The sequence below is a fragment of the Streptomyces sp. NPDC015242 genome, from assembly GCF_043079125.1.
In the GTDB taxonomy this organism is placed as follows: Bacteria; Actinomycetota; Actinomycetes; order Streptomycetales; family Streptomycetaceae; genus Streptomyces.
Genome location: NZ_JBIBUF010000008.1, coordinates 157,405 through 178,117 on the forward strand (window position 1 = coordinate 157,405; position 20,713 = coordinate 178,117).

Here is a 20,713-nt window from a genome sequence, read left to right on the forward strand (position 1 = left end):
ACGCGTTCAGTCGAACGCGCGGAGGCTCGACGGGGAGGGGACGGCCCGATGGCCAAGGGGGTCAAGGCCGCCGTCATAGGCGGCGTGTTCGCGGTGATGCTGGGCGGGGCCGGGTACGGCACCTACAACATCGTGAGCGCGCTGAGCGGTGACGGGGGCGGCAGCGCGGCGGCGGCCGAGCGGAAGTCGGGGCCGCCCGGCGAGGACGAGGTCGAGAAGACCACGGCCGGGTTCTTCGCCGCCTGGGAGAGGGGCGCGGTCGCGACGGCGGCGGCGTACACCAACAACGACGCGGCCGCCGAGCAGCTGCTGAGCGCCTACGCGGACGAGGCGCACATCACGGACGTGCGGATCACGCCGGGTGCGGCCCGGGGCACGACCGTGCCGTTCACGGTGCGGGCCAGGGTGGCCCACGACGGGAAGTCCAAGCCCCTGAGCTACCGGAGCCGGCTGACGGTCGTGCGCGGCGTCACCACCGGGCGGGCCCTGGTCGACTGGCAGCCGTCCGTCGTGCACCCGGAGCTGAAGAAGGGTGACACGCTCGTCACCGAGCAGGCGGCCACCCCGCCCATCGAGGCCGTGGGGCGCGACGGCACCGAGCTGACGAAGGAGAAGTACCCCTCCCTCGGCCCGATCCTGGACGCCCTGCGCGACAAGTACGGCGAGAAGGCCGGTGGCACCCCCGGCATCGAACTGGTCGTCCGGCACACCGCCGGGAACGCTCCCGACACCCCGCTGCTCACCCTCGCCGAGGGCGAGCCGGGCAGGCTCACCACCACGATCAGCCCGAGCGCGCAGGCCGCGGCCGAGAAGGCGGTCGAGCGGTTCGCGCAGTCCTCGGTGGTGGCCGTCAAGCCCAGCACGGGCGAGGTCCTGGCCGTCGCCAACCACCGCACGGACGGCTTCAACGCGGCCTTCCAGGGCCAGGCGGCACCCGGCTCCACCATGAAGATCATCACTGCCGCCATGCTCATCGACCACGGTGTGACCTCGATGAACGGCCCGGCCCCCTGTCCCGGCACCGCCGTGTGGCAGAGCCAGACCTTCAAGAACCTGACGGGGATGGAGCCCGACGGGAACGCGACACTCGCCGAGAGCTTCATGCGGTCCTGCAACACCGCCTTCGTCAAGCTCGTCGACGAGGAGCCGCTCACCGACGCCTCGCTGGCCGAGGAGGCCCAGCGGCGCTTCGGCCTCGGGCAGGACAACTGGAAGACCGGCATCGCCTCCTTCGACGGCAGCGTCCCGGCGGTCAGCGGCCCGGACCGGGCGGCCGGCGCCCTCGGGCAGGGGCAGGTCCAGATGAGCCCGCTGAACATGGCCTCGGTGACCGCCACCGCGATCACCGGCACCTTCCGCCAGCCCTACCTCGTCCCGGCCCGGCTGGACGGGCGCCCGTTCGCGCGGGCGCAGGGGCTGAAGGCGAGCACCGCGGCCCAGCTGAAGCAGATGATGCGGCTCACCGCCACCCAGGGCACCGCCGCACCGGCCATGCGCGGACTGACCGGCGACATCGGCGCCAAGACCGGATCGGCCGAGGTCGACGGCAACGCCAAGTCCAACAGCTGGTTCACCGGTTTCCGCGGCGACATCGCGGCGGCGGCCATGACCGAGGAGGGCGGGCACGGCGGCGACGCGGCCGGGCCGATTGTCGCAGCCGTGCTACGAACAGGTGGCTGATCTCACCTCCGCCGGACGGGACTCTAGGGTGGGGGCCGTCGTTGGGACGGCTGAGGGCAACGGGGACCCCGGCACATCGCGGAGGACAGAACAGCAGTGGGCAACAGAAGGCGCGTCGCCGAGCGACGGAAGACGAGACCCGCCGTGATCGGCGGGATGATCGCCGTGGTCGTCGTGGGTGCCGGAGCCGGAGCCTACGCGCTGTACGGCGGCGGCGCCGCGGCCGACGACGGGAGCCGCGCGTCCTCGGACGGCAAGCCCGAGGTGAAGACCGGGCCGCTGTCGGCGGCCGAGGTCACCACCACCGCCCGCGCCTTCCTCACCGCCTGGCAGTCGGGGAAGGTCCCGCAGGCCGCGGCGGCCACCGACGACCCGGCCGCGGCCCGGGCCCTGCTCACCGGCTACGCCAAGGACGCCCACGTCAAGGACGTCACCCTCACCCCCGGCGCGCGCACCGGCGCCAAGGTGCCGTTCACCGCCAAGGGCACGGTGTCCTACAAGGGCACCGAGAAGCCGCTGACGTACACCGGGGCGCTCACCGTCGTCCGCCGCGCGAGTGACGGAAAGCCCCTGGTCGACTGGCACGCGGCGGTGGTCCACCCGGACCTGAGGGACGGCGACCGGCTGGTCACCGGCGAGGCGGGCACGCCCCCGGTCAAGGCGCTCGACCGGGACGGCGGCACGCTGACCAAGGACAAGTACGCCTCCATCGGCCCGATCCTGGACGGCCTGCGCGAGAAGTACGGCAAGACGGCCGGCGGCAAGGCCGGCATCGAGCTGCGGGTCGTGCGCGGCAAGGCCGCCAAGGCGAAGGACCTGTCCGACAAGACGCTGCTGGAGCTCAGCGAGGGCACGCCGGGCACGGTGAGGACCACGCTGGACCCGGCGCTCCAGGCCGCCGCCGAGCGGCAGGTCGCGAAGAAGGCCCGGTCGTCGGTGGCCGTGGTGCGGGTGTCGACCGGCGAGATCCTGGCCGCGGCCAACGCCTCCCCCGGCTTCAACACCGCCTTCCAGGGCTCCCTGGCCCCCGGCTCCACGATGAAGGTCGTCACGGCGTCGCTGCTGATCGAGAAGGGCCTGGCCTCGGCCGACAAGAAGCACCCGTGCCCGCAGTACTTCACGTACGGGCACTGGAAGTTCCAGAACGACGACAAGTTCGAGATCAAGGACGGCACGTTCAAGGCGAGCTTCGCCCGCTCCTGCAACACGGCCTTCATCAGCCAGGCGCCCAAGCTGAAGGACGACGACCTGACCAAGCAGGCCCAGCAGGTGTTCGGCCTCGGGCTGGACAACTGGGCGATCGGGGTGCCGTCCTTCGACGGGGCGGTGCCGGTGCAGTCGGCGGCCCAGATGGGCGCCTCGCTGATCGGGCAGGGCGGGGTGCGGATGAACCCGCTGAACATGGCGTCCGTGTCGGCGACCGTCAAGGGCGGCACCTTCCGCCAGCCCTACCTGGTCTCCCCGGACGTGGACGGGCGGAGGCTCGCGAAGGCCTCGCGCACCCTGTCGGCGGGCACGCTGTCCCAGCTGCGCGAGCTGATGGCGTACACGGCGGCGGCGGGTACGGCGGCCGAGGCGATGGCCGGGGTCGGCGGTGACGCCGGAGCGAAGACCGGCTCCGCCGAGGTCGACGGGCAGAAGAAGCCGAACGGCTGGTTCACGGCCTACCGGGGCGACCTGGCGGCCGCGGGCGTGGTCCAGCAGGGCGGGCACGGCGGCTCCACGGCGGGCCCGATGGTGGCGGCCCTGCTGAAGGCGGGCGGCTGAGCGGCGGGCTCAGTGGGTGACCGGTTCCGCGGCGGCCGTGTACGTCCGCCGCAGGAACCGCAGCAGCGTCTGCCGCTCGAACTGCACCACGGACACGCCCTGCGCGGAGTGGAACTCCACGACGGCCTGCACCCGGCCGCACGGCCACACCCGCACCTCGCCGCTGCCCGCGGGGGCCCGCAGCCCCTCCTCCAGCAGCCGGCGGTCGAAGATCCACTCCCGGCCCCCGGCGCCGGGCAGGCCGACCCGCACGCGGCGCGGGTCGTGCTCGGGGTCGTACCGCAGGGTGACCGGGACCGCCGACGTCTCGTCGGCCGACGGGACCGCCGTGTCCGTGACGATGTGGGCTCGCGCGTACTGCTCGACTACGGACATCGGACGGCCCCTTCACGGTGCGCTACGTATGGGGAGAATGTGCGTCCACCCCTTCTCCAATGTCGCATATTTTCCGTATTGCGCCTGTTGGGGCGCACATATCACGGATGAGATAAAACGAGGAGCACGCTCTTGCATATCGTTCGCATCTAGCCACATCATCGAACGGTGCATGTACCTGACGGATTCATCGACGCCCCCACCTCCGCGGCCACCGGCGTGATCGCCGCGGGCGCCGTCGCCGTGAGCCTGCGCGGCGCACGGCGTGAACTCGACGAGCGCACGGCACCGCTGGCCGGCCTCGTCGCGGCGTTCATCTTCGCGGTGCAGATGCTGAACTTCCCCGTCGCGGCCGGGACCAGCGGCCATCTGCTCGGGGGCGCGCTGGCCGCGATCCTCGTGGGGCCGTACACGGGCATCCTGTGTGTCTCCGTCGTCCTGCTCATGCAGGGCATCCTCTTCGCGGACGGCGGCCTGACGGCGCTCGGCGTCAACATCACCAACATGGGCATCGTCACCGTCGTGGTGGCCTACGCCCTCTTCCGCGGGCTGGTGAAGGTGCTGCCCCGCACCCGCCGCTCGGTCACCGCGGCCTCCTTCGTCGCCGCCCTGGTCTCCGTCCCGGCCGCCGCCCTGGCCTTCACGCTGATGTACGCCGTCGGCGGCACCACCGACGTCTCCCTCGGCAAGGTCGCCACCGCCATGGTCGGCGTGCACGTCCTCATCGGCATCGGCGAGGCCGTGATCACCGCGCTGACCGTGGGCGCCGTCATCGCCGTGCGGCCCGACCTCGTGCACGGGGCGCGCGGGCTGGAGCGGAAGCTGAAGCTGCGCGTGAACGGCGAACTCGTCGACGCACCGGCCGCCGAGCCCGTCCCCGTCGCCGCCCGCACCTCGCGGCGCACCCTGTGGATCACCGGTCTGGTCACCTCCCTCGTCCTCGCCGGATTCGTCAGCTTCTACGCCTCCGCCGACCCGGACGGCCTGGAGAAGGTCGCCGCCGACCACGGCATCGACGAGAAGGCCGAGGAACACGCCGTCGCGGACTCCCCGCTCGCCGACTACGGCGTGAAGGACGTCGACGACGCGCGCCTGTCCGGGGGCCTGGCCGGGGTGATCGGCGTGGGCGTGACGGTCGTCGCCGGCACGGGCGTGTTCTGGGCGGTGCGGCGCCGCCGCACGGCGGACGCCTCGCCCACCGCCGTGGAGACGTCCGTCGCGGAGCCCGCCGGGAAGAGCGTCTGACATGGGCGCCGGGCACGCGCACAAGCTCTACCGGCACGGGCACTCGCCCGTGCACGGCCTGCCGCCGCACACCAAGCTCGCCGCCGTGTTCGGCTTCGTGGTGGTCGTGGTGTCGACCCCGCGGGAGGCCATGTGGGCCTTCGGCCTCTACGCCGCCCTGCTGGGGATCGTCGCGTACGCGGCGCGCGTGCCGGCCGCCTTCCTGCTCAGGAGGCTGCTGATCGAGGTGCCGTTCGTGGCGTTCGCCGTGCTCATGCCGTTCGTGGCGGAGGGCGAGCGGGTCGAGGTGCTCGGGCTGTCCCTGAGCGTGAACGGCCTGTGGGGCGCCTGGAACGTCCTCGCCAAGGGCACGCTCGGCGTCGCCGCTTCCGTCCTGCTCGCCGCCACCACCGAGCTGCGCGAACTGCTGCTCGGCCTCCAGCGGCTCAAGCTGCCCCCGCTGCTCGTCCAGATCGCCTCCTTCATGATCCGCTACGGCGACGTCATCACCGACGAGATGCGGCGCATGCGGATCGCCCGGGAGTCGCGCGGCTTCGAGGCGAGCGGCGTGCGGCACTGGGGCGTGCTCGCCAAGTCGGCGGGCGCGCTGTTCATCCGTTCCTACGAGCGCGGCGAGCGCGTGCACCTGGCCATGATCAGCCGCGGGTACGCCGGTTCCATGCCGGTCATCGACGAGGTGACCGCGTCCCGGGCGCAGTGGTCGTACGCGATGGCCCTCCCGGGCGCGGCGCTCGCGGTCTGTCTGCTGGGATGGACCCTGTGACTGCTTCCCTCGAGGTCTCCGGCCTCGCCTTCGCCTATCCCGACGGGCACCAGGCCCTCTTCGGGGTCGACTTCTCGATCGCACGCGGCGAGCGGGTCGCCCTGCTCGGGCCGAACGGCGCCGGCAAGACGACCCTCGTGCTGCACCTGAACGGCATCCTCACCGGCGGCGCCGGCACGGTGCGGGTGGCCGGACTGCCGGTGGACAAGCGGAACATGGCCGAGGTCAGGCGCCGGGTCGGCATCGTCTTCCAGGATCCGGACGACCAGCTGTTCATGCCGACGGTCCGCGAGGACGTGGCGTTCGGGCCGGCGGCGGCCGGGCTCAAGGGACCGGAGCTGGAGCAGCGCGTGCAGCAGGCGCTGGAGCGGGTCGGCATGGCGGAGTTCAAGGACCGGCCGCCGCACCACCTGTCCTTCGGGCAGCGCCGCCGGGTGGCCGTCGCGACCGTGCTGGCGATGGAGCCGGAGATCCTCGTCCTGGACGAGCCCTCCTCCAACCTCGACCCCGCCTCCCGCCGCGAACTGGCCGACATCCTGCGCTCCCTGGACGTGACCGTGCTGATGGTCACGCACGACCTGCCCTACGCGCTGGAGCTGTGCCCGCGCGCCCTGATCCTCAGCGACGGCGTGATCGCGGCGGACGGCCCGACCGCCGGGCTGCTCTCCGACGAGGAGCTGATGCGGGCCCACCGCCTGGAGCTGCCGTTCGGTTTCGATCCGCGCTCCGTGCCGGCCGCGCCCGCCCGTCCGTGACAATGGGCGCGTGACGAACGAGGAGAGCGAAGCGTCGCTGCTGCTGGACCAGCAGCTGTGCTTCGCGCTGTACGCCGCCCAGCGCGCGGTGACGGCCGCCTACCGGACGCTCCTCGACGACCTCGGCCTCACCTATCCCCAGTACCTCGTCCTGCTCGTGCTGTGGGAGCGCGGCGAGACCCCGGTGAAGGAGCTGGCCGCGGCCCTGCGCCTGGACTACGGCACCGTCTCGCCGCTGCTGAAGCGGCTGGAGGCGGCGGGCCTGGTCCGCCGTGAGCGGTCGGCGCGGGACGAGCGGTCGGTGCTCGTGGCGGTGACCGGGCGCGGGGAGGAGCTCAGGGAGCGCGCGGCGCGGGTGCCCGGGGCGCTGCTCGCGGCGACCGGACTGGACGCGGCCGAGGTGGCGCGCCTGCGCGCGGAGCTGGGCCGGCTGACGGAGCGGGCGGACGCGGCGGCCCACCGGGCCCGCTGATCCGGGCGGCCCGGGGTTACCCCCGGTTTCCTCCCCCCTGGCCATCGAAGCCGTGTTACCGGTCAGTACCTTGTGCACGATCTACTTGCGCGCATCTGTTCCTGGGGAAGGCCCGCCATGACCGAAGCCACCGCCGCCGTCGCCACCGCCGCCGCCGGAGACACCCGGCCCACGAAGATCGTGTACGTCGCCGAGGCCACCGCGCACGGCGGGCGCGAGGGCTATGTGACCAGCCAGGACGGGCAGCTCGACCTCAAGGTGGCGATGCCCCCGCAGCTCGGCGGCGACGGCGACGGCACCAACCCCGAGCAGCTCTTCGCGGCCGGCTACAGCTCCTGCTTCCACAACGCCCTGATCCTGGTCGGCAACCGCGAGGGCTACGACCTCACCGGCTCCACGGTCTCCGCGAAGGTCGGCATCGGCCCCAACCGGCAGCGCGGCTACGGCCTCGCCGTCGCCCTCAGCGTCTCCCTGCCGGTCGTCGACCCCGGCCTCGCGACGCGGCTGGTGGACGCGGCCCACGAGGTCTGCCCGTACTCGAACGCGACCCGCGGGAACATCGACGTGACCATCCTGCTTGGGTGAAGGGGAGCGAACCGGCGCGACGAGGAGGAGTACGGACGTGGACGTGCACGGCACAGTGGCCGAGGGCTTCGAGCCGGTCAGGGAGGCGTTCGTGCGCAACTTCGAGGTCCTCGGCGAGCGGGGCGCGGCCGTCTCCGTCCTCCGGGACGGGCGCCCGGTCGTCGACCTGTGGGCCGGCTCGAAGGACGTCGACGGCACCGCCCCCTGGGAGCGGGGCACCGCCCAGGTGGTGCGCTCGGCGACCAAGGGCGTCGCGGCGGCCGTCCTCCTGCTGCTGCACCAGCGCGGGCTGCTCGACCTGGACGCGCCGGTGGGGCACTACTGGCCGGAGTTCAAGGCCCACGGCAAGGAGCGGGTGCTGGTCCGGCACGTGCTGAACCACCGGGCCGGGCTGCCGGTCCTGGACCGGCCCCTCACCCCCGTGGAGGCCCTCGACCCGCTGCGGGGCCCGCAGGCCGTCGCCGCGCAGGCCCCGGTCTGGGAGCCGGGCACCGACCACGGCTACCACGCGCTGACCTACGGCTGGCTGGTCGACGAACTGGTGCGGCGCGTGACCGGGCAGGGCACCGGCGAATGGCTGGCCGAGCGGATCACCGGCCCGCTGGGGCTCGACCTGTGGCTCGGCCTGCCGGAGCCGGAAGCCGGGCGGGTCGGCCGCGTGGGCCGGGTGGAGGGTCCCGAGCCGGCCGGCGGGCTGCGCGCCCGCCCCAAGCGCTCGGTCACCGAGGCCTACCAGGATCCGCGGTCCCTCACCCGGCGCGCCTTCGCCGCCATCACGCCGTTCCCCGAGCAGAACGACCTCGCCTACCTCGCGGCGGCCCTGCCCGCCACCAACGCCGTCGCGACGGCGGACGGGCTGGCCCGCTTCTACGCGGCACTGATCGGCGACACCGCCGGATCCGCCCGTCTGTTCACGCCGGAGACGGTGGAGCTGGCCCGCGCGGAGGAGTCGGCGGGCCCCGACCGGGTGCTGGTGGTCGGCACCCGCTTCGGCCTCGGGTACATGCTGCACGGCACCGCCTCGCCCTTCCTCGCACCGGGCTCCTTCGGCCACCCGGGCCGCGGCGGCGCCCTGGGCTTCGCCGACCCGGAGACGGGGATCGCCTTCGGCTACGTCACCAACGGCTTCCGCAAGACGGTGACGGCGGACCCGCGGGCCCAGGGCCTGGTACGGGCGGTGCGGGACGTACTGAACCGCCGGTCGTCCTGAGGCCCCGGATCCGTCCTAGACGTGGATCGGGTGGGAGGTGCGCCCGGACGCCTGGTCGATCTCCTCGTGCGCCTTGGTCAGCAGCTGCATGGCGAGTTCGTTGAGCGCCCGGGCCCCGGCGATCTCCTCCCCGACCCGGGGCTGATTCGCGTCGGACCGGTGCCGGCTGGCGTGCCCGTGCGCCCGTACCTCGGTGCCGTCGGGCAGCCGGACCATCGCGGCGGCGCGCGTGTGCTGGTCGTCCTCCATGAACTCCAGCTCGACGTGCCATCCCGTCGTGGTGTGCATCATGTGGATCACCTCCGGAACGTGTAGTTCCAGGGTGCTCCTCCCACCCGCCGCACGCACCCGTCCCACCCGGCCCTATCCGGCGTGCAGCATCAGCCCGATCCCCACGACGAGCAGCCCGGCCGCCGCGATCCGCGGCGCCCCGAACCGCTCCTTGAAGAACACGGCCCCGATCGCCGCGCCCACGATGATGGACGACTCCCGCAGCGCCGCGACGGGCGCCAGGGCGGCGCGGGTCTGGGCCCACAGGACGAGCGCGTAGGCGGCGACGGACAGGGCCGCGCCGAGCAGCCCGAGCGCGGCGAAGGGCCGCAGCACCGCCACGGTCTCCCCGCGCCGGCGCCACACGGCGTACGCCGGGAGCACCACCCCCTGCACCGCCATCAGCCAGGCGATGTACCCCAGCGACGAGCCGGAGGCCCGCACGCCCAGACCGTCGACGACGGTGTACGCGGCGATCGTCAGCCCGGTCGCCAGGGCCGCCCCGATTGCCGCCCAGTCGGGGCGGCGCCCGCGCAGCCCCCACAGGGCGACGCCGGTCAGGCCCGCACAGGACAGGGCGATGCCGGCGGCGGCCCAGCCGTCGGGCACCTCGTCGGCGACCAGGGCGGCGAGCACGGTCACGACCAGGGGCGCGGTGCCGCGCGCGATGGGGTAGGCCTGGCCGAAGTCCCCCAGCCGGAAGGACTTCATCAGCAGCGCGTAGTAGGCGATGTGGACGGCGGCCGAGCACAGCAGGTACGGCCAGGCCGCGGCCGCCGGGAACGCGGCGAACGACGTCAGGGCCAGCCCGATCACCAGTCCGCCGCCCGAGATCAGCGTGAACCCGGCCAGCTTGTCGGTGATCCGGTGGGCGAGGGCGTTCCAGGCGGCGTGGGTCACGGCGGCGAGCAGGACGGCTGCGGTGACCAGCGGCGTCACGAGGGGCGCTCGCGCACGTCCACGAGCGTGCCGCCGGCGTGGGTGACGAGGTCCCGCGGCGCCATCGGGAAGACGGTGTACGGCGTCCCGGCGGCGGCCCAGACGAGGTCGTGGGCGAGCAGGGAACGGTCGGCGAGGACCCGGGTCCTGGTGCGGTGCCCGAAGGGCGGCACGCCGCCGATGGCGTACCCGGTGGTCTCCCGCACGACCTCCGCCTTGGCCCGGGTGACCTTCTCCGCGCCGAGTTCCCGGCGCACGAGCTCGACGTCCACGCGGGAGGCGCCGTCCATCAGGACGAGCACGGGGACCCCGTCCGCCGCGAAGATCAGGGACTTGCAGATCTGGCTCAGTTCGCACCCGAGCGCGGCGGCGGCCTCGGCGGCGGTGCGGGTGGCCTCGGGGAAGCGCCGCACGCGCCCTTCGAGCGCGTCGAGCCCGAGGTCGCGCAGCGCCTGGGCGAACCGGGGGTGGGCTCCGGAGCTGTCGGCGTCAGTGGCGGCTGTCGTCGTCATGCAGGGCACGGTATCGGTGCGTGTATCCGGCACGCGAGTGGGTTCTTCCGCCGCCCCGGGACGACGAGGGGCCGGTGAGGTCCCCGTCCCCACGGAGCCTCACCGGCCGGTTCATCAGGGTGCCGTCAGGCGCGTACCAGCTCCCTGTCCCCGTCGCCGCGCTCGGACGCGGCGCGCAGGCCCTCGCCCTCGACGTCCACGTTCGGCAGGGCCCGGTCCAGCCACCTGGGCAGCCACCAGGCCGTGCGGCCGAGGAGGGCCAGGACGGCCGGGACGACGGCCATGCGGACGATGAACGCGTCGAAGAACACCGCGATGGCGAGGCCGAAGCCGATCATCTTGACCATCGACTCGGAGGATCCGATGAAGCCGGCGAAGACGGCGATCATGATGACGGCGGCGGCGCTGACGACCCGGGCGCCGTGCCGGAAGCCCGTCACCACGGCCTGGGCCGGCTTCTCGCCGTGGACGTAGGCCTCCCGCATGCGGGTCACGAGGAACACCTCGTAGTCCATGGCCAGTCCGAAGACCACGCCGACCATGAAGATCGGCATCATCGACATGACGGGCCCGGTCTGCTCGACGCCCATGAGGTCCGCCAGCCAGCCCCACTGGAAGACCGCGACGACCGCGCCGAGGGCCGCCATCACCGACAGCAGGAAGCCGAGGGCCGCCTTCAGCGGGACGAGGATCGAGCGGAAGACCACGATCAGCAGCAGGAAGGCCAGTCCGACGACCAGGACCAGGTAGGGCACGAGGGCGTCGTTGAGCTTCTGGCTGACGTCGATGTTCATGGCCGTGCTGCCGGTGACCAGGACGTTCGCGCCGGTGTCGGCCTTGATGCCCGTGCCCGCGTCCCGGATGCCGTGCACCAGGTCCTCCGTGCTGACGGAGGACGGCTTGGAGCCGGGGATCACGGTGATGGTGGCGGTGTCACCGGCCTTGTTGGGCGCGGGCGGCGTCACCGTGACGACGTCCTTCAGGCCCTTGATCTCGTCGCCGACGGCGGTGAAGGCGGCCTTCGGGTCGTCGCTGCCCTTGGCGTCGACCACGACCATGAGCGGGCCGTTGAAGCCCGGCCCGAAGCCCTCGGAGAGCAGGTCGTAGGCGCGGCGCTGGGTGGTGGAGGTGGGCTGGGAGCCGTCGTCGGGCAGGCCCAGTTCCAGGCTCGCGGCCGGGACGGCGGCCGCGCCGAGGCCGACGACGCCGAGCAGCAGGACCGCGACCGGGCGGCGGACCACGAAGCTCGCCCAGCGGCTGCCCAGGTTGGGCCTGGCCGGCGCGTCCTGCGCCTTGGCCCGGCCGAGGAGCTTGCCCTTCTCCCCCGCGGGCCTGACCTTGCGGCCGGCGTAGCCGAGGAGGGCCGGGATCATGGTGAGGGCGATCAGCACGGCGATGGCCACGGTGCCCGCCGCCGCGATGCCCATCTTCGTCAGCATCGGGATGTTGACGACGGACAGGCCCACCAGGGCGATCACCACGGTCAGGCCGGCGAAGACCACGGCGGAGCCCGCCGTGCCGACGGCCCGGCCGGCCGCCTCCTCGCGCTCGCGGCCCTCGGCCAGCTCGGCGCGGTAGCGGGAGACGATGAACAGCGCGTAGTCGATGCCGACCGCGAGGCCGATCATCATGGCGAGGGTGGAGGTGGTGCTGCCCAGATCCAGGGCGCTCGCCAGGGCCGTGATGCTGGAGACGCCGATGCCCACGCCGATGAGCGCCGTCAGCAGCGGCAGCCCGGCCGCGACGAGCGAGCCGAAGGTGATGACGAGCACGACGGCGGCGACCGCGATGCCGATGATCTCGCTGGAGCCGGTGTGCGGCACCGCCTGCAGCGCGTCACCGCCGATCTCGACGGTCAGCCCGGCCTCCCGCGCGTCCTGCGCGGAGTCCTCCAGGGCGTCCTTGGAGGCTTCGTCGAGCTCCATGCCGGAGACCTTGTACGACACCTGGGCGTAGGCGATCGTGCCGTCCTTGCTGACGGCCCTGGCCTGGTAGGGGTCGGTGACGCGGGCGACCTCGGAGCCGTCGGACAGTTCCTTGACGGTGTCCCGCACCGTCGCCTTGTTGCCCGGGTCGGTCATCTTCTCGCCGCTGGGCGCCTTGAAGACGACGCGTGCGGTGGCGCCGTCGGCGCTCGTGCCGGGGAAGCGCTGCTCCAGCAGGTCGAAGGCCTTCTGCGCCTCGGTGCCGGGGATGGAGAACGAGCTGTTGCCCGCGGCGGGCGCGCCGGCCGCGCCGACCCCGGCGAGGGTCAGCAGGGCCACCCATATCAGGGCGACGAGGTGCCGCCGCCGGAACGAGAGCCGGCCGAGTTTGTAGAGGAATGTGGCCACGAGGGCGTACTCCCGGTCAGTCGTGAGGTCTTCAGGGCAGGGGTGATCAGCCCGACGACGTGAGCGGTGACGTCAGGTGGGGGGCTAGCCGAGGGGACTAGTCGGTGGTGGGGACGCCGAGGGCGGGGAGGACCACGGCGTCGATGTACGAGGTGAGGAAGGCCGCCGTCGGGGGCTTGTCCTCCAGGACCGCGCAGGTGACGAACGCGCCGAGCATCATGTGCACCACGAACTCCAGCGCGGGGCAGTCCGGACGGACCTCGCCCCGGTCGACGGCCCGCTGGAGCAGGCGGCGCGAGTCCGCGATCTCCGGCTCGATGATCTGGCTCTTGAACTCGCGGTGGAGATCGGCGTTGGCGTGCATGGCCGTGGCCAGTCCGCGCATCAGCGCGCCGTTCTGTTCCATCTCGGCGTCGTCCGCGCGCGCCAGGAGGGCGTGGAAGTCGCCGCGCAGGGACCCGGTGTCGATCTCGTCGAAGTTCTGCACCGGCTTGGTGTGCCGGAGCGCCTTGACGACCAGCTGGGCCTTGCCGCCCCACTGGCGGTAGAGCGTGGCCTTGCTGGACCGGGTGCGAGCGGCCACGGCGTCCATGGTGAGGGCGTCGTAGCCGACTTCGCGGAGCAGGTCGAGCACGGCCGCGTACAGCTCGGCCTCGCGCTCGGGGGTGATCCGACTGCGACGCGCGGTGGCGACCTCAGTCATCGCTCTCACCTTCCTGCTCCGAACGACACGGTTTCGTACACCACGAAGATAGCGCAGCTCACTAAAGAAACGAAACCGTTTCGTACGTGTGCCGGGTCACAGTGATGCCTTTGTCATAACTTGCTGCGGTCCGTGCCCGGGCAAAGCATGGTCGGGTGACCTATCTGCGTCTGCCGCATCTCCATGACGACCTGCTGTGCTTCGTCGCCGAGGACGACCTCTGGCTCGCCCCGCTCGACGGTCCGGGCCGCGCCTGGCGGCTCACCGTCGACCGCACCAAGGTGGGCCACCCCCGCTTCTCGCCCGACGGCCGCCACCTCGCCTGCACCAGCTGGCGCAGCCTGGTGCCGGAGGTCCACCTGGTCCCGGTGGACGGCGGCCCGGGCCGGCAGGTGAGCCACTGGGGCAGCACCGACACCCGCGTGTGCGGCTGGACCCCGGACGGCGAGATCCTGGCCGTTGCCTCGCACGGCGAGCCCTTCTCCTACTTCACCTGGGCCTACAAGCTCTCCCCCGACGGCGACCCGGGCCGCAAGCTGCCCTGGGGGCCGGTCTCCGACATCCAGGTGGCCGACCTGGCCGGGGAGCGCAGGACCCTGCTGCTCACCGGCACGCCCCCGCACGAACCGGCCGCCTGGAAGCGCTACCGGGGCGGGGCCACGGGCCGGCTGTGGCTGCACGGCGAGCGGCTGCTCGAGGGCCTCGGCGGCCATCTGCACTCCCCGATGTTCGTCGGCGGCCGGATCGCCTTCCTCTCCGACCACGAGGGCGTCGGCAACCTCTACTCCTGCGCCCACGACGGCTCCGACCTGCGCCGGCACACCGACCACGACGCCTTCTACGCCCGGCACGCCGCCAGCGACGGCACCCGGGTGGTGTACCAGTGCGCGGGCGACCTGTGGCTGGTCGACGACCTGTCCCCGCACTCCGGGCCGCGCCGGCTGGAGGTACGGCTGGACGGCCCGCGGGCCGGGCGGCGTCCGTACCAGGTGGCGGCCGCCCGGCACCTCGACGGGATCTCGGTCGACGAGACCGGCCGGGCCAGCGCGGTCGTCGTGCGCGGCAGCCTGTACTGGCTCACCCACCGGGACGGCCCCGCCCGCACCCTCACCGACACCCCCGGCGTGCGGGTGCGGCTGCCGGAGATGCTCGGCGCGAGCGGGCGGGTGGCGTACGTGACGGACGCGGAGGGCGAGGACGCGATCGAGATCGCCTTCCTGCCCCGGGCCAGCGGCGACCGCACCCCGCGGCGGCTGCCGGCGGGCGCCCTGGGCCGGGTGCGCGAGCTGGTCTCCGACCCCGAGGGCGAGCGCCTGGCGGTCGCCTCGCACGACGGGCGGCTCCTGCTCGCCGACGTCACGGAGGAGGGCGACGGTGAGGTCACCGAGCTGATCCGGTCGGCCAACGGCCCCGTGCGCGACCTCGCGTTCTCCCCGGACGGGGCGTGGCTGACCTGGTCGCACCCGGGCATCGGCCGGACCCTGCGGCAGATCAAGCTGGCCCGCATCAAGGACTCGTTCGTGGTGGACGTCACCAACGGCCGCTTCGAGGACGAGAACCCGGTCTTCACGCGTGACGGCCGCTACCTGGCCTTCCTGTCCTGGCGCGGCTTCGACCCGGTCTACGACGTGCACACCGGCGACCTGTCCTTCCCGCTGGGCTGCCGCCCCTACCTCGTACCGCTGTCCTCGGCGACGCCCTCCCCGTTCGCGGTGAACCCCGAGGGCCGCCCGGCCGCCGGGGGCCTGGACCCGGTGGAGGACGACGACAACGGGGAGAACGGGGCCGTCACCGTGGAGGTGGAGGGGCTGGAGAGCCGGGTCACGCCGTTCCCGGTGGCCGCCTCCAAGTACTCGGCGCTGCACCCGGTGGCGGGCGGGGGGCTGGTGTGGCTGCGCTGGCCCATCTCGGGCGCGCTGGGCGAGACGTTCGCCAACCCGGACGACACCAGCGGCCGGCCGACCCTGGAGCACTTCGGCATCACCAAGGCCAGGAAGTCCGAACTCGCCCAGCACCTGGACTGGTTCGCGGTCAGCGGCGACGGCAGCCGGCTGGTGGTCGTCGACGAGGGCGAACTGCGCGCGGTGCCCGCCAACGAGCCGGGCGACTCCGACTCGACGGTGTGGATCGACGCGCGCCGCATCCTGCACACGGTCGACCCGGCGGCGGAGTGGCGGCAGGCGTACGCCGAGGCCGGGCGGCTGATCCGGGCCCACTTCTGGGACCCGGGCATGTGCGGCATCGACTGGGACGGGGTGCTGGAGCAGTACCGCCCCCTGGTCGAACGGGTCGCGTCCCCCGACGAGTTCGCCGACCTGCTGCGCGAGGTCCTCGGCGAACTGGGCACCTCCCACGCCTACGTCACCGCCGCCCGGCGCAACGAGGGGCCGCCGCACTACCAGCGCCGCCAGGGCCTGCTGGGCGCCAACCTCGTACGCCGGGACGGCGGCTGGACGGTGAAGCGGATCCTGCCCGGCGACTCCTCCGACTCCAAGGCCCGCTCCCCGCTGGCCGGTACGGGCATCCGGGAGGGCGCGGTCCTCACTCACGTCGACGGCCGCCCGGTCGATCCGGACGCGGGCCCCTCCCCGCTGCTGGCCGGTGCGGGCGGCACGACGGTGGAGCTGACCTTCTCGCCCGCCGAGGGCACCGGTCCGCCCCGGCGCGTCGCCGTCGTCCCGCTGGTCGACGAACGGCCGCTGCGCTACCAGGACTGGGTGGCCAAACGCCGGGCCGTGGTCCACGAGCTGAGCGGGGGCCGCTGCGGCTATCTGCACATCCCGGACATGGGCGGCTCCGGCTGGGCGCAGTTCAACCGCGACCTGCGCATGGAGGTCTCCCGGCCCGCGCTCATCGTGGACGTGCGCGGCAACGCGGGCGGGCACATCAGCGAGCTGGTCGTCGAGACGCTGAGCCGCAGGGTCCTCGGCTGGGACCTGACCCGTGACGCCCAGCCGGTGTCGTACGCCTCGAACGCGCCGCGGGGGCCGGTGGTGGCCCTGGCCGACGAGGCGACCTCCTCCGACGGCGACATGATCACCGCCGCGTTCAAGCTGCTGAAGCTGGGGCCCGTGGTGGGGCAGCGCACCTGGGGCGGGGTGGTCGGCATGACCGGCCGGCACGAACTGGGCGACGGCACGGTGATCACGGTGCCGATGAACGCGGCCTGGTTCGACGCCTACGGCTGGTCGGTGGAGAACAAGGGGGTCTCGCCCGACATCGACGTCCTGCGGACCCCGCTGGACTGGGCCGAGGGACGGCACGCCCAGCTGGCGGACGCCGTCGAACTCGCCCTGGGGCTGCTGGAGTCGCACCCGCCCGCCACGCCGCCCACCTACGGCGACGTGCCGGACCGCTCCCGCCCGAAGCTGCCACCCAGGTCCTGACGGACGCTTCCCCCGGGGGAGGGCCGGCGAAGACCGGGCCTCGCAGGGGAAAGGGGCGCCCCGCACGGGGGCGCCCCGGTCCGCTCAGCGCGCAACGTCAGGCGTCGAAGTCCTGGTCGAAGCGGTCCTCCTGCTCGCGCTGCCGCTCACGGTCGCGCTGCGGCTGCGAGGGGTCCATGTCCTCGTCGCGCCGGCGGTCGCGGCCCGGCACCTGCTCGCGAGCCTGGTCCGCCTTCTGACGGGCCTGGTTCTGCCACTGCTCGGACTTCTCCTGGAACTGGTCCTTCATACCCATGTGGGTTCACTCCCGTTGGGGGTGAGGGGATCTGGCTCGATCAGATTCACACGGGTCGTCACGCTGCGCATGTCGATCACTCACGCACCGTAGTGCGCTGCTGCTCGTCGGCGGCGCCACCGGCTCCGACCAGGCCCGTCCGCATGCCCGTCAGCCGGTCGGCGAACCGCCGCATCTCGCGCTGGCCCACCGTCCCGATGACCGCGGGCAGATACCCGCGCACCCCCTGCATCCCGCGCAGCCACCACTGCCCGTAGACGTGGCTCGACCGGCGCTCGATCCCGGCCACGAGCCGGTCCACCGCCGGGCCCAGCGGGTAGGTCTTGTTGGACGGCCAGGGCAGCCGCTGCCGCAACTCCCGCATGACGTCCTCCTGGTCCGCCCCGCGCACCATGTCGGTGTCGGTCCACGACAGGTACCCGACGCCGACCTGCACGCCCCGGTAGCCCACCTCGGCCCGCAGACTGTGCGCGTACGCCTCCACGCCCGACTTGGACGCGCAGTAGGCGGTCATCATCGGCGCCGGCGTGATCGCCGCGAGGGACGCGATCTGGAGCAGATAGCCCCGGCTCTCCAGCAGCATCGGCAGGAACGCGCGGGCGGTCACCGCCGAGCCGACGAGGTTGACCTCGATGACCCGCCGCCAGGACTCCGGGTCGGAGTCGGCGAACGGACCGCCGGTCGCCACACCGGCGTTGGCGACGACGATGTCGACCCGGCCGAAGCGCTCGCGCACCTCCTGGGCGACCCGGGCCATGGCCTCGTGATCGGTGACGTCGGCGTACCAGTGGTCGCTGTCGCTGTGCAGCCGCGCCGAGACCTGCTTGAGCACGTCCGGCTCCAGGCCGACCAGCGCGATCCGCACGCCCCGCGCGGACAGCTTGCGGGCCAGCAACTCCCCGACGCCGCGTGCCGCCCCGGTCACCACGGCGACCTTGCCCTCAAGGCTCACCCTGCTCATGCGCTCTCCTCGGATCCGACCTGGATGTGTGTGCTGACGAGCTCGCGTATCTTCCCGGTGACCAGCTCGGGCGCCTCGATCGGGGTCATGTGGCCGATGCCGGGCAGCTCGGTGAACCCGGTGCAGTGCGGCAGCGCCTCGCACAGGGCCCGGGCCTGCGCCGGCGGGGTCAGCCGGTCCGCCGTACCGACGACGACGGCCGTGGGCACGGTCAGTTCGCGCACGCCGTGGTCGAGGTCGAGCAGGTCGAGCACCTGCGACCAGCTGTGCCGGACCGCGCGGGGGCAGGCGTGCACGATACGGGCGCACGCCTCCACCATGTGCGGGGCCGAACCGGGGCCCATGGTCCCGTACTTGAGGATCCGGCGGGCCAGCGGCGTGACGGGCCCGAGCGGGGCGCGGGAGCCGAGGATCCGCCGGGTCAGCCAGGTCCGCACCGGCCCGGGCCGCAGCGGGAGGACGGTGGAGCCCGCGACCAGCTGTGAACTCCCCGTGCTGCACAGCAGGACGGCGGCCGCGTGCGCCTTGAAGGCGGCCCGCCCGGAGGCCGCCATGACGGTCATGCCGCCCATGGAGTGCCCGGCGATCACGGCCTGTTCGCCCGGGGAGAGGGTGGCGCCGAGGACGGCTTCCAGGTCGTCGGCGAGCGCGTCGGTGCTGCACGCCGGGCTCGCGGGACTGCGGCCGTGGCCGCGCTGGTCGTAGGCGATGACCCGGTGGTCGGCGGCCAGCGCGCGGATCTGCGCCGCCCAGAAGGCGGTCGAGCAGGTCCAGCCGTGGGCGAGGACGACGGCCGGGGCGAACTCCGGCCCGTGGATCTCGACGTGCAGCCGGGCGCCGTCGGCGGAGACGGCGGTCAGCTCCCGTACGGGGGCGGGCGGCGCGTACGGCCCGGAGTCGACGGCGACGAGACGGCTCACGCGTCCACCCCCGCCTTCCGCGCGGCCCGCGGCTCGCCCCGCCCGGCGGCGGGGGGCCGCAGGACGTCGTACTCGGCGAGGTCCACCCGGCGCGTCGCCCGGCGGAACTCGGCCGTCGTGCCGGGCCAGATGGTCGTGTTGCGGCCGCTCGCGTCCAGGTACCAGCTCGTGCAGCCGCCGGTGTTCCACACGGTCCGCTTCATGCGTTCCTGCACCCGGTGGTTCCAGCCCCGCACGGCCTCGGGCCGGGCGTCGAGGGCGACCCGGCCGCCGAGGACGTCGAGCTGGCGGACGTAGTCGGCCAGGTAGTTCAGCTGGGACTCGATCATCAGGATCATCGAGGAGTTCCCCAGGCCCGTGTTGGGCCCGATGATCGTCATCCAGTTGGGGAAGCCGGCCGCGGAGGCGCCGCGCAGGGCCTCCATGCCGCCCTTCCAGGTCTCCGCGAGGGTCCGGCCGTCGGCGCCCACGACCCGCTCGGCGATGGGCATGTCCGTGACGTGGAAGCCCGTGCCGAAGACGATCGCGTCCACCTCGGCCTCGCTGCCGTCGGCGGCGACGAGGGTCGAGCCGCGCACCTCGGCGAGGCCGCTCGCGACGACGTCCACATTCGGCTGCGCGAGCGCCGGGTAGTAGGTGCTGGACAGCAGGATCCGCTTGCAGCCGATGCGGTAGTCCGGGGTGAGCTTGGCCCGCAGCGCCGGGTCCTTGATGGCGCGGGCCATGTTGCGCTTGGCCAGCTGCTCGACGAAGCCGAGCTCGTTCGGCCGCTTGGTGAACGCCTGGACCTGCAACTCCCGGATGCCCCACAGCAGTCCGCGGCGCAGCTGCGAGGTGAAGGGCAGCTGCCGGTGCAGCCACCGCTCGGCGTCGCTGATGGTCCGGTCCATGCGGGGCATGACCCACGGCGGGGTGCGCTGGAAGAGGGTGAGCCGGGAGACGTCCGGCTGGATGGACGGCACGATCTGGATGGCCGAGGCGCCGGTGCCCACCATGGCGACGCGCTTGCCGCGCAGGTCGTAGTCGTGGTCCCAGCGGGCGGAGTGGAAGACCTTGCCGGGGAAGGAGTCCAGGCCGGGGATGTCCGGCACCTTCGGGTCGGACAGCGGCCCGGTGGCCGACACGACGAGGTCGGCGGAGAGGTTCCCGCTGCTGGTCTCGATGTCCCAGCACAGCCGCTCGGCGTTCCAGGTCATCCGCTTCACCTCGGAGTCGAAGCGGATGTGCGGCCGCAGCCGGAACGTGTCGGCCACGTGCTCCAGGTAGGCGCGGATGTGCTCCTGGCCCGAGAAGGTGCGCGGCCAGTCCGGGTTGGGCGCGAAGGAGAACGAGTACAGGTGCGACGGCACGTCACAGGCGCATCCCGGGTAGCTGTTGTCCCGCCAGGTGCCGCCGACACTGCTCGCCCGCTCCAGGACGACGAAGTCGGTGACGCCCTCCCGGCGCAGCCGTACGGCGGCCCCCAGCCCGCCGAACCCGGACCCGACCACCGCGACGCGCACATGCTCGTGTTCGCGCTCGCCCATGCCGACACCTCCACAC

General features: G+C 73.1%; 19 protein-coding genes. 9 read left to right on the forward strand and 10 right to left on the reverse strand.

Annotated elements, in window-relative coordinates:
* Positions 1 to 48: 48 nt before the first annotated feature.
* Positions 49 to 1,680 carry a penicillin-binding transpeptidase domain-containing protein gene (locus ACF07N_RS26205; RefSeq protein WP_392117318.1) on the forward strand — a complete coding sequence of 544 codons (1,632 nt, stop codon included), beginning with the start codon at positions 49 to 51 and terminating at the stop codon, positions 1,678 to 1,680.
* A 96-nt stretch (positions 1,681 to 1,776) separates the two neighbouring features.
* Positions 1,777 to 3,447 carry a penicillin-binding transpeptidase domain-containing protein gene (locus ACF07N_RS26210; RefSeq protein ID WP_392117321.1) on the forward strand — a complete coding sequence of 557 codons (1,671 nt, stop codon included), beginning with the start codon at positions 1,777 to 1,779 and terminating at the stop codon, positions 3,445 to 3,447.
* Between the two features lie 9 nt (positions 3,448 to 3,456).
* Here the strand turns inward: ACF07N_RS26210 and ACF07N_RS26215 are convergent, their stop codons facing one another.
* On the reverse strand, positions 3,457 to 3,822 hold the full coding sequence (locus ACF07N_RS26215) for an SsgA family sporulation/cell division regulator (RefSeq protein ID WP_383329892.1): 366 nt from the start codon (positions 3,820 to 3,822) through the stop codon (positions 3,457 to 3,459).
* A 168-nt stretch (positions 3,823 to 3,990) separates the two neighbouring features.
* Between ACF07N_RS26215 and ACF07N_RS26220 the strand changes: the two genes are divergently transcribed.
* The 6 genes from ACF07N_RS26220 to ACF07N_RS26245 all read left to right on the forward strand — a co-directional run bounded on the left by ACF07N_RS26220 (position 3,991) and on the right by ACF07N_RS26245 (position 8,852).
* Positions 3,991 to 5,067, forward strand: a complete 1,077-nt coding sequence (locus ACF07N_RS26220; RefSeq protein WP_392117324.1) for an energy-coupling factor ABC transporter permease — start codon at positions 3,991 to 3,993, stop codon at positions 5,065 to 5,067.
* A gap of 1 nt (position 5,068) precedes the next feature.
* Positions 5,069 to 5,830 (forward strand): cobalt ECF transporter T component CbiQ, encoded by a 762-nt coding sequence (gene cbiQ / locus ACF07N_RS26225; protein WP_383329887.1) that lies wholly within the window; start codon positions 5,069 to 5,071, stop codon positions 5,828 to 5,830.
* Positions 5,818 to 6,585 (forward strand): energy-coupling factor ABC transporter ATP-binding protein, encoded by a 768-nt coding sequence (locus ACF07N_RS26230; RefSeq protein WP_392117327.1) that lies wholly within the window; start codon positions 5,818 to 5,820, stop codon positions 6,583 to 6,585. The genes cbiQ and ACF07N_RS26230 overlap by 13 nt, the downstream gene beginning before the upstream one ends.
* A gap of 10 nt (positions 6,586 to 6,595) precedes the next feature.
* Entirely contained in the window at positions 6,596 to 7,057 is a 462-nt protein-coding gene (locus ACF07N_RS26235; protein ID WP_392117330.1) for a MarR family winged helix-turn-helix transcriptional regulator, read from the forward strand.
* 117 nt (positions 7,058 to 7,174) lie between these two features.
* Entirely contained in the window at positions 7,175 to 7,642 is a 468-nt protein-coding gene (locus tag ACF07N_RS26240) for an organic hydroperoxide resistance protein (protein ID WP_383345196.1), read from the forward strand.
* Between the two features lie 37 nt (positions 7,643 to 7,679).
* Positions 7,680 to 8,852, forward strand: a complete 1,173-nt coding sequence (locus tag ACF07N_RS26245; RefSeq protein WP_392117333.1) for a serine hydrolase domain-containing protein — start codon at positions 7,680 to 7,682, stop codon at positions 8,850 to 8,852.
* 15 nt (positions 8,853 to 8,867) lie between these two features.
* On the opposite strand, the gene ACF07N_RS26250 is transcribed toward ACF07N_RS26245, so the two are convergent.
* The 5 genes from ACF07N_RS26250 to ACF07N_RS26270 form a co-directional block, all read right to left on the reverse strand.
* A complete protein-coding gene (locus ACF07N_RS26250; RefSeq protein ID WP_311681621.1) occupies positions 8,868 to 9,143 on the reverse strand; it encodes a DUF1876 domain-containing protein in 276 nt (91 codons plus the stop codon).
* Between the two features lie 72 nt (positions 9,144 to 9,215).
* Positions 9,216 to 10,061: an EamA family transporter gene (locus tag ACF07N_RS26255; RefSeq protein ID WP_392117336.1), complete on the reverse strand. Its 846-nt coding sequence runs from the start codon at positions 10,059 to 10,061 to the stop codon at positions 9,216 to 9,218.
* Complete coding sequence (locus ACF07N_RS26260) at positions 10,058 to 10,573, reverse strand: YbaK/EbsC family protein (protein ID WP_311681617.1); 516 nt, start codon at positions 10,571 to 10,573, stop codon at positions 10,058 to 10,060. Before ACF07N_RS26260 ends, ACF07N_RS26255 begins: the two co-directional genes overlap by 4 nt.
* Before the next feature lie 125 nt (positions 10,574 to 10,698).
* A complete protein-coding gene (locus ACF07N_RS26265; protein WP_392117339.1) occupies positions 10,699 to 12,906 on the reverse strand; it encodes an MMPL family transporter in 2,208 nt (735 codons plus the stop codon).
* Between the two features lie 97 nt (positions 12,907 to 13,003).
* Positions 13,004 to 13,609: a TetR/AcrR family transcriptional regulator gene (locus ACF07N_RS26270; RefSeq protein WP_383329863.1), complete on the reverse strand. Its 606-nt coding sequence runs from the start codon at positions 13,607 to 13,609 to the stop codon at positions 13,004 to 13,006.
* A gap of 155 nt (positions 13,610 to 13,764) precedes the next feature.
* Here ACF07N_RS26270 and ACF07N_RS26275 point away from each other — a divergent pair, with 155 nt between their 5' ends.
* The gene (locus ACF07N_RS26275) at positions 13,765 to 16,995 is read left to right on the forward strand and encodes a S41 family peptidase (RefSeq protein ID WP_392117343.1); all 3,231 of its coding nucleotides are present in this window, start codon (positions 13,765 to 13,767) and stop codon (positions 16,993 to 16,995) included.
* Positions 16,996 to 17,092: 97 nt separating this feature from the next.
* On the opposite strand, the gene ACF07N_RS26280 is transcribed toward ACF07N_RS26275, so the two are convergent.
* The 4 genes from ACF07N_RS26280 to ACF07N_RS26295 form a co-directional block, all read right to left on the reverse strand.
* A complete protein-coding gene (locus tag ACF07N_RS26280; protein ID WP_383329857.1) occupies positions 17,093 to 17,290 on the reverse strand; it encodes a hypothetical protein in 198 nt (65 codons plus the stop codon).
* Positions 17,291 to 17,366: 76 nt separating this feature from the next.
* A complete protein-coding gene (locus ACF07N_RS26285; RefSeq protein ID WP_392117346.1) occupies positions 17,367 to 18,251 on the reverse strand; it encodes an SDR family oxidoreductase in 885 nt (294 codons plus the stop codon).
* Entirely contained in the window at positions 18,248 to 19,171 is a 924-nt protein-coding gene (locus ACF07N_RS26290; protein WP_392117349.1) for an alpha/beta fold hydrolase, read from the reverse strand. Before ACF07N_RS26290 ends, ACF07N_RS26285 begins: the two co-directional genes overlap by 4 nt.
* Positions 19,168 to 20,697 (reverse strand): flavin-containing monooxygenase, encoded by a 1,530-nt coding sequence (locus tag ACF07N_RS26295; protein WP_383329848.1) that lies wholly within the window; start codon positions 20,695 to 20,697, stop codon positions 19,168 to 19,170. Before ACF07N_RS26295 ends, ACF07N_RS26290 begins: the two co-directional genes overlap by 4 nt.
* Positions 20,698 to 20,713: the final 16 nt, after the last annotated feature.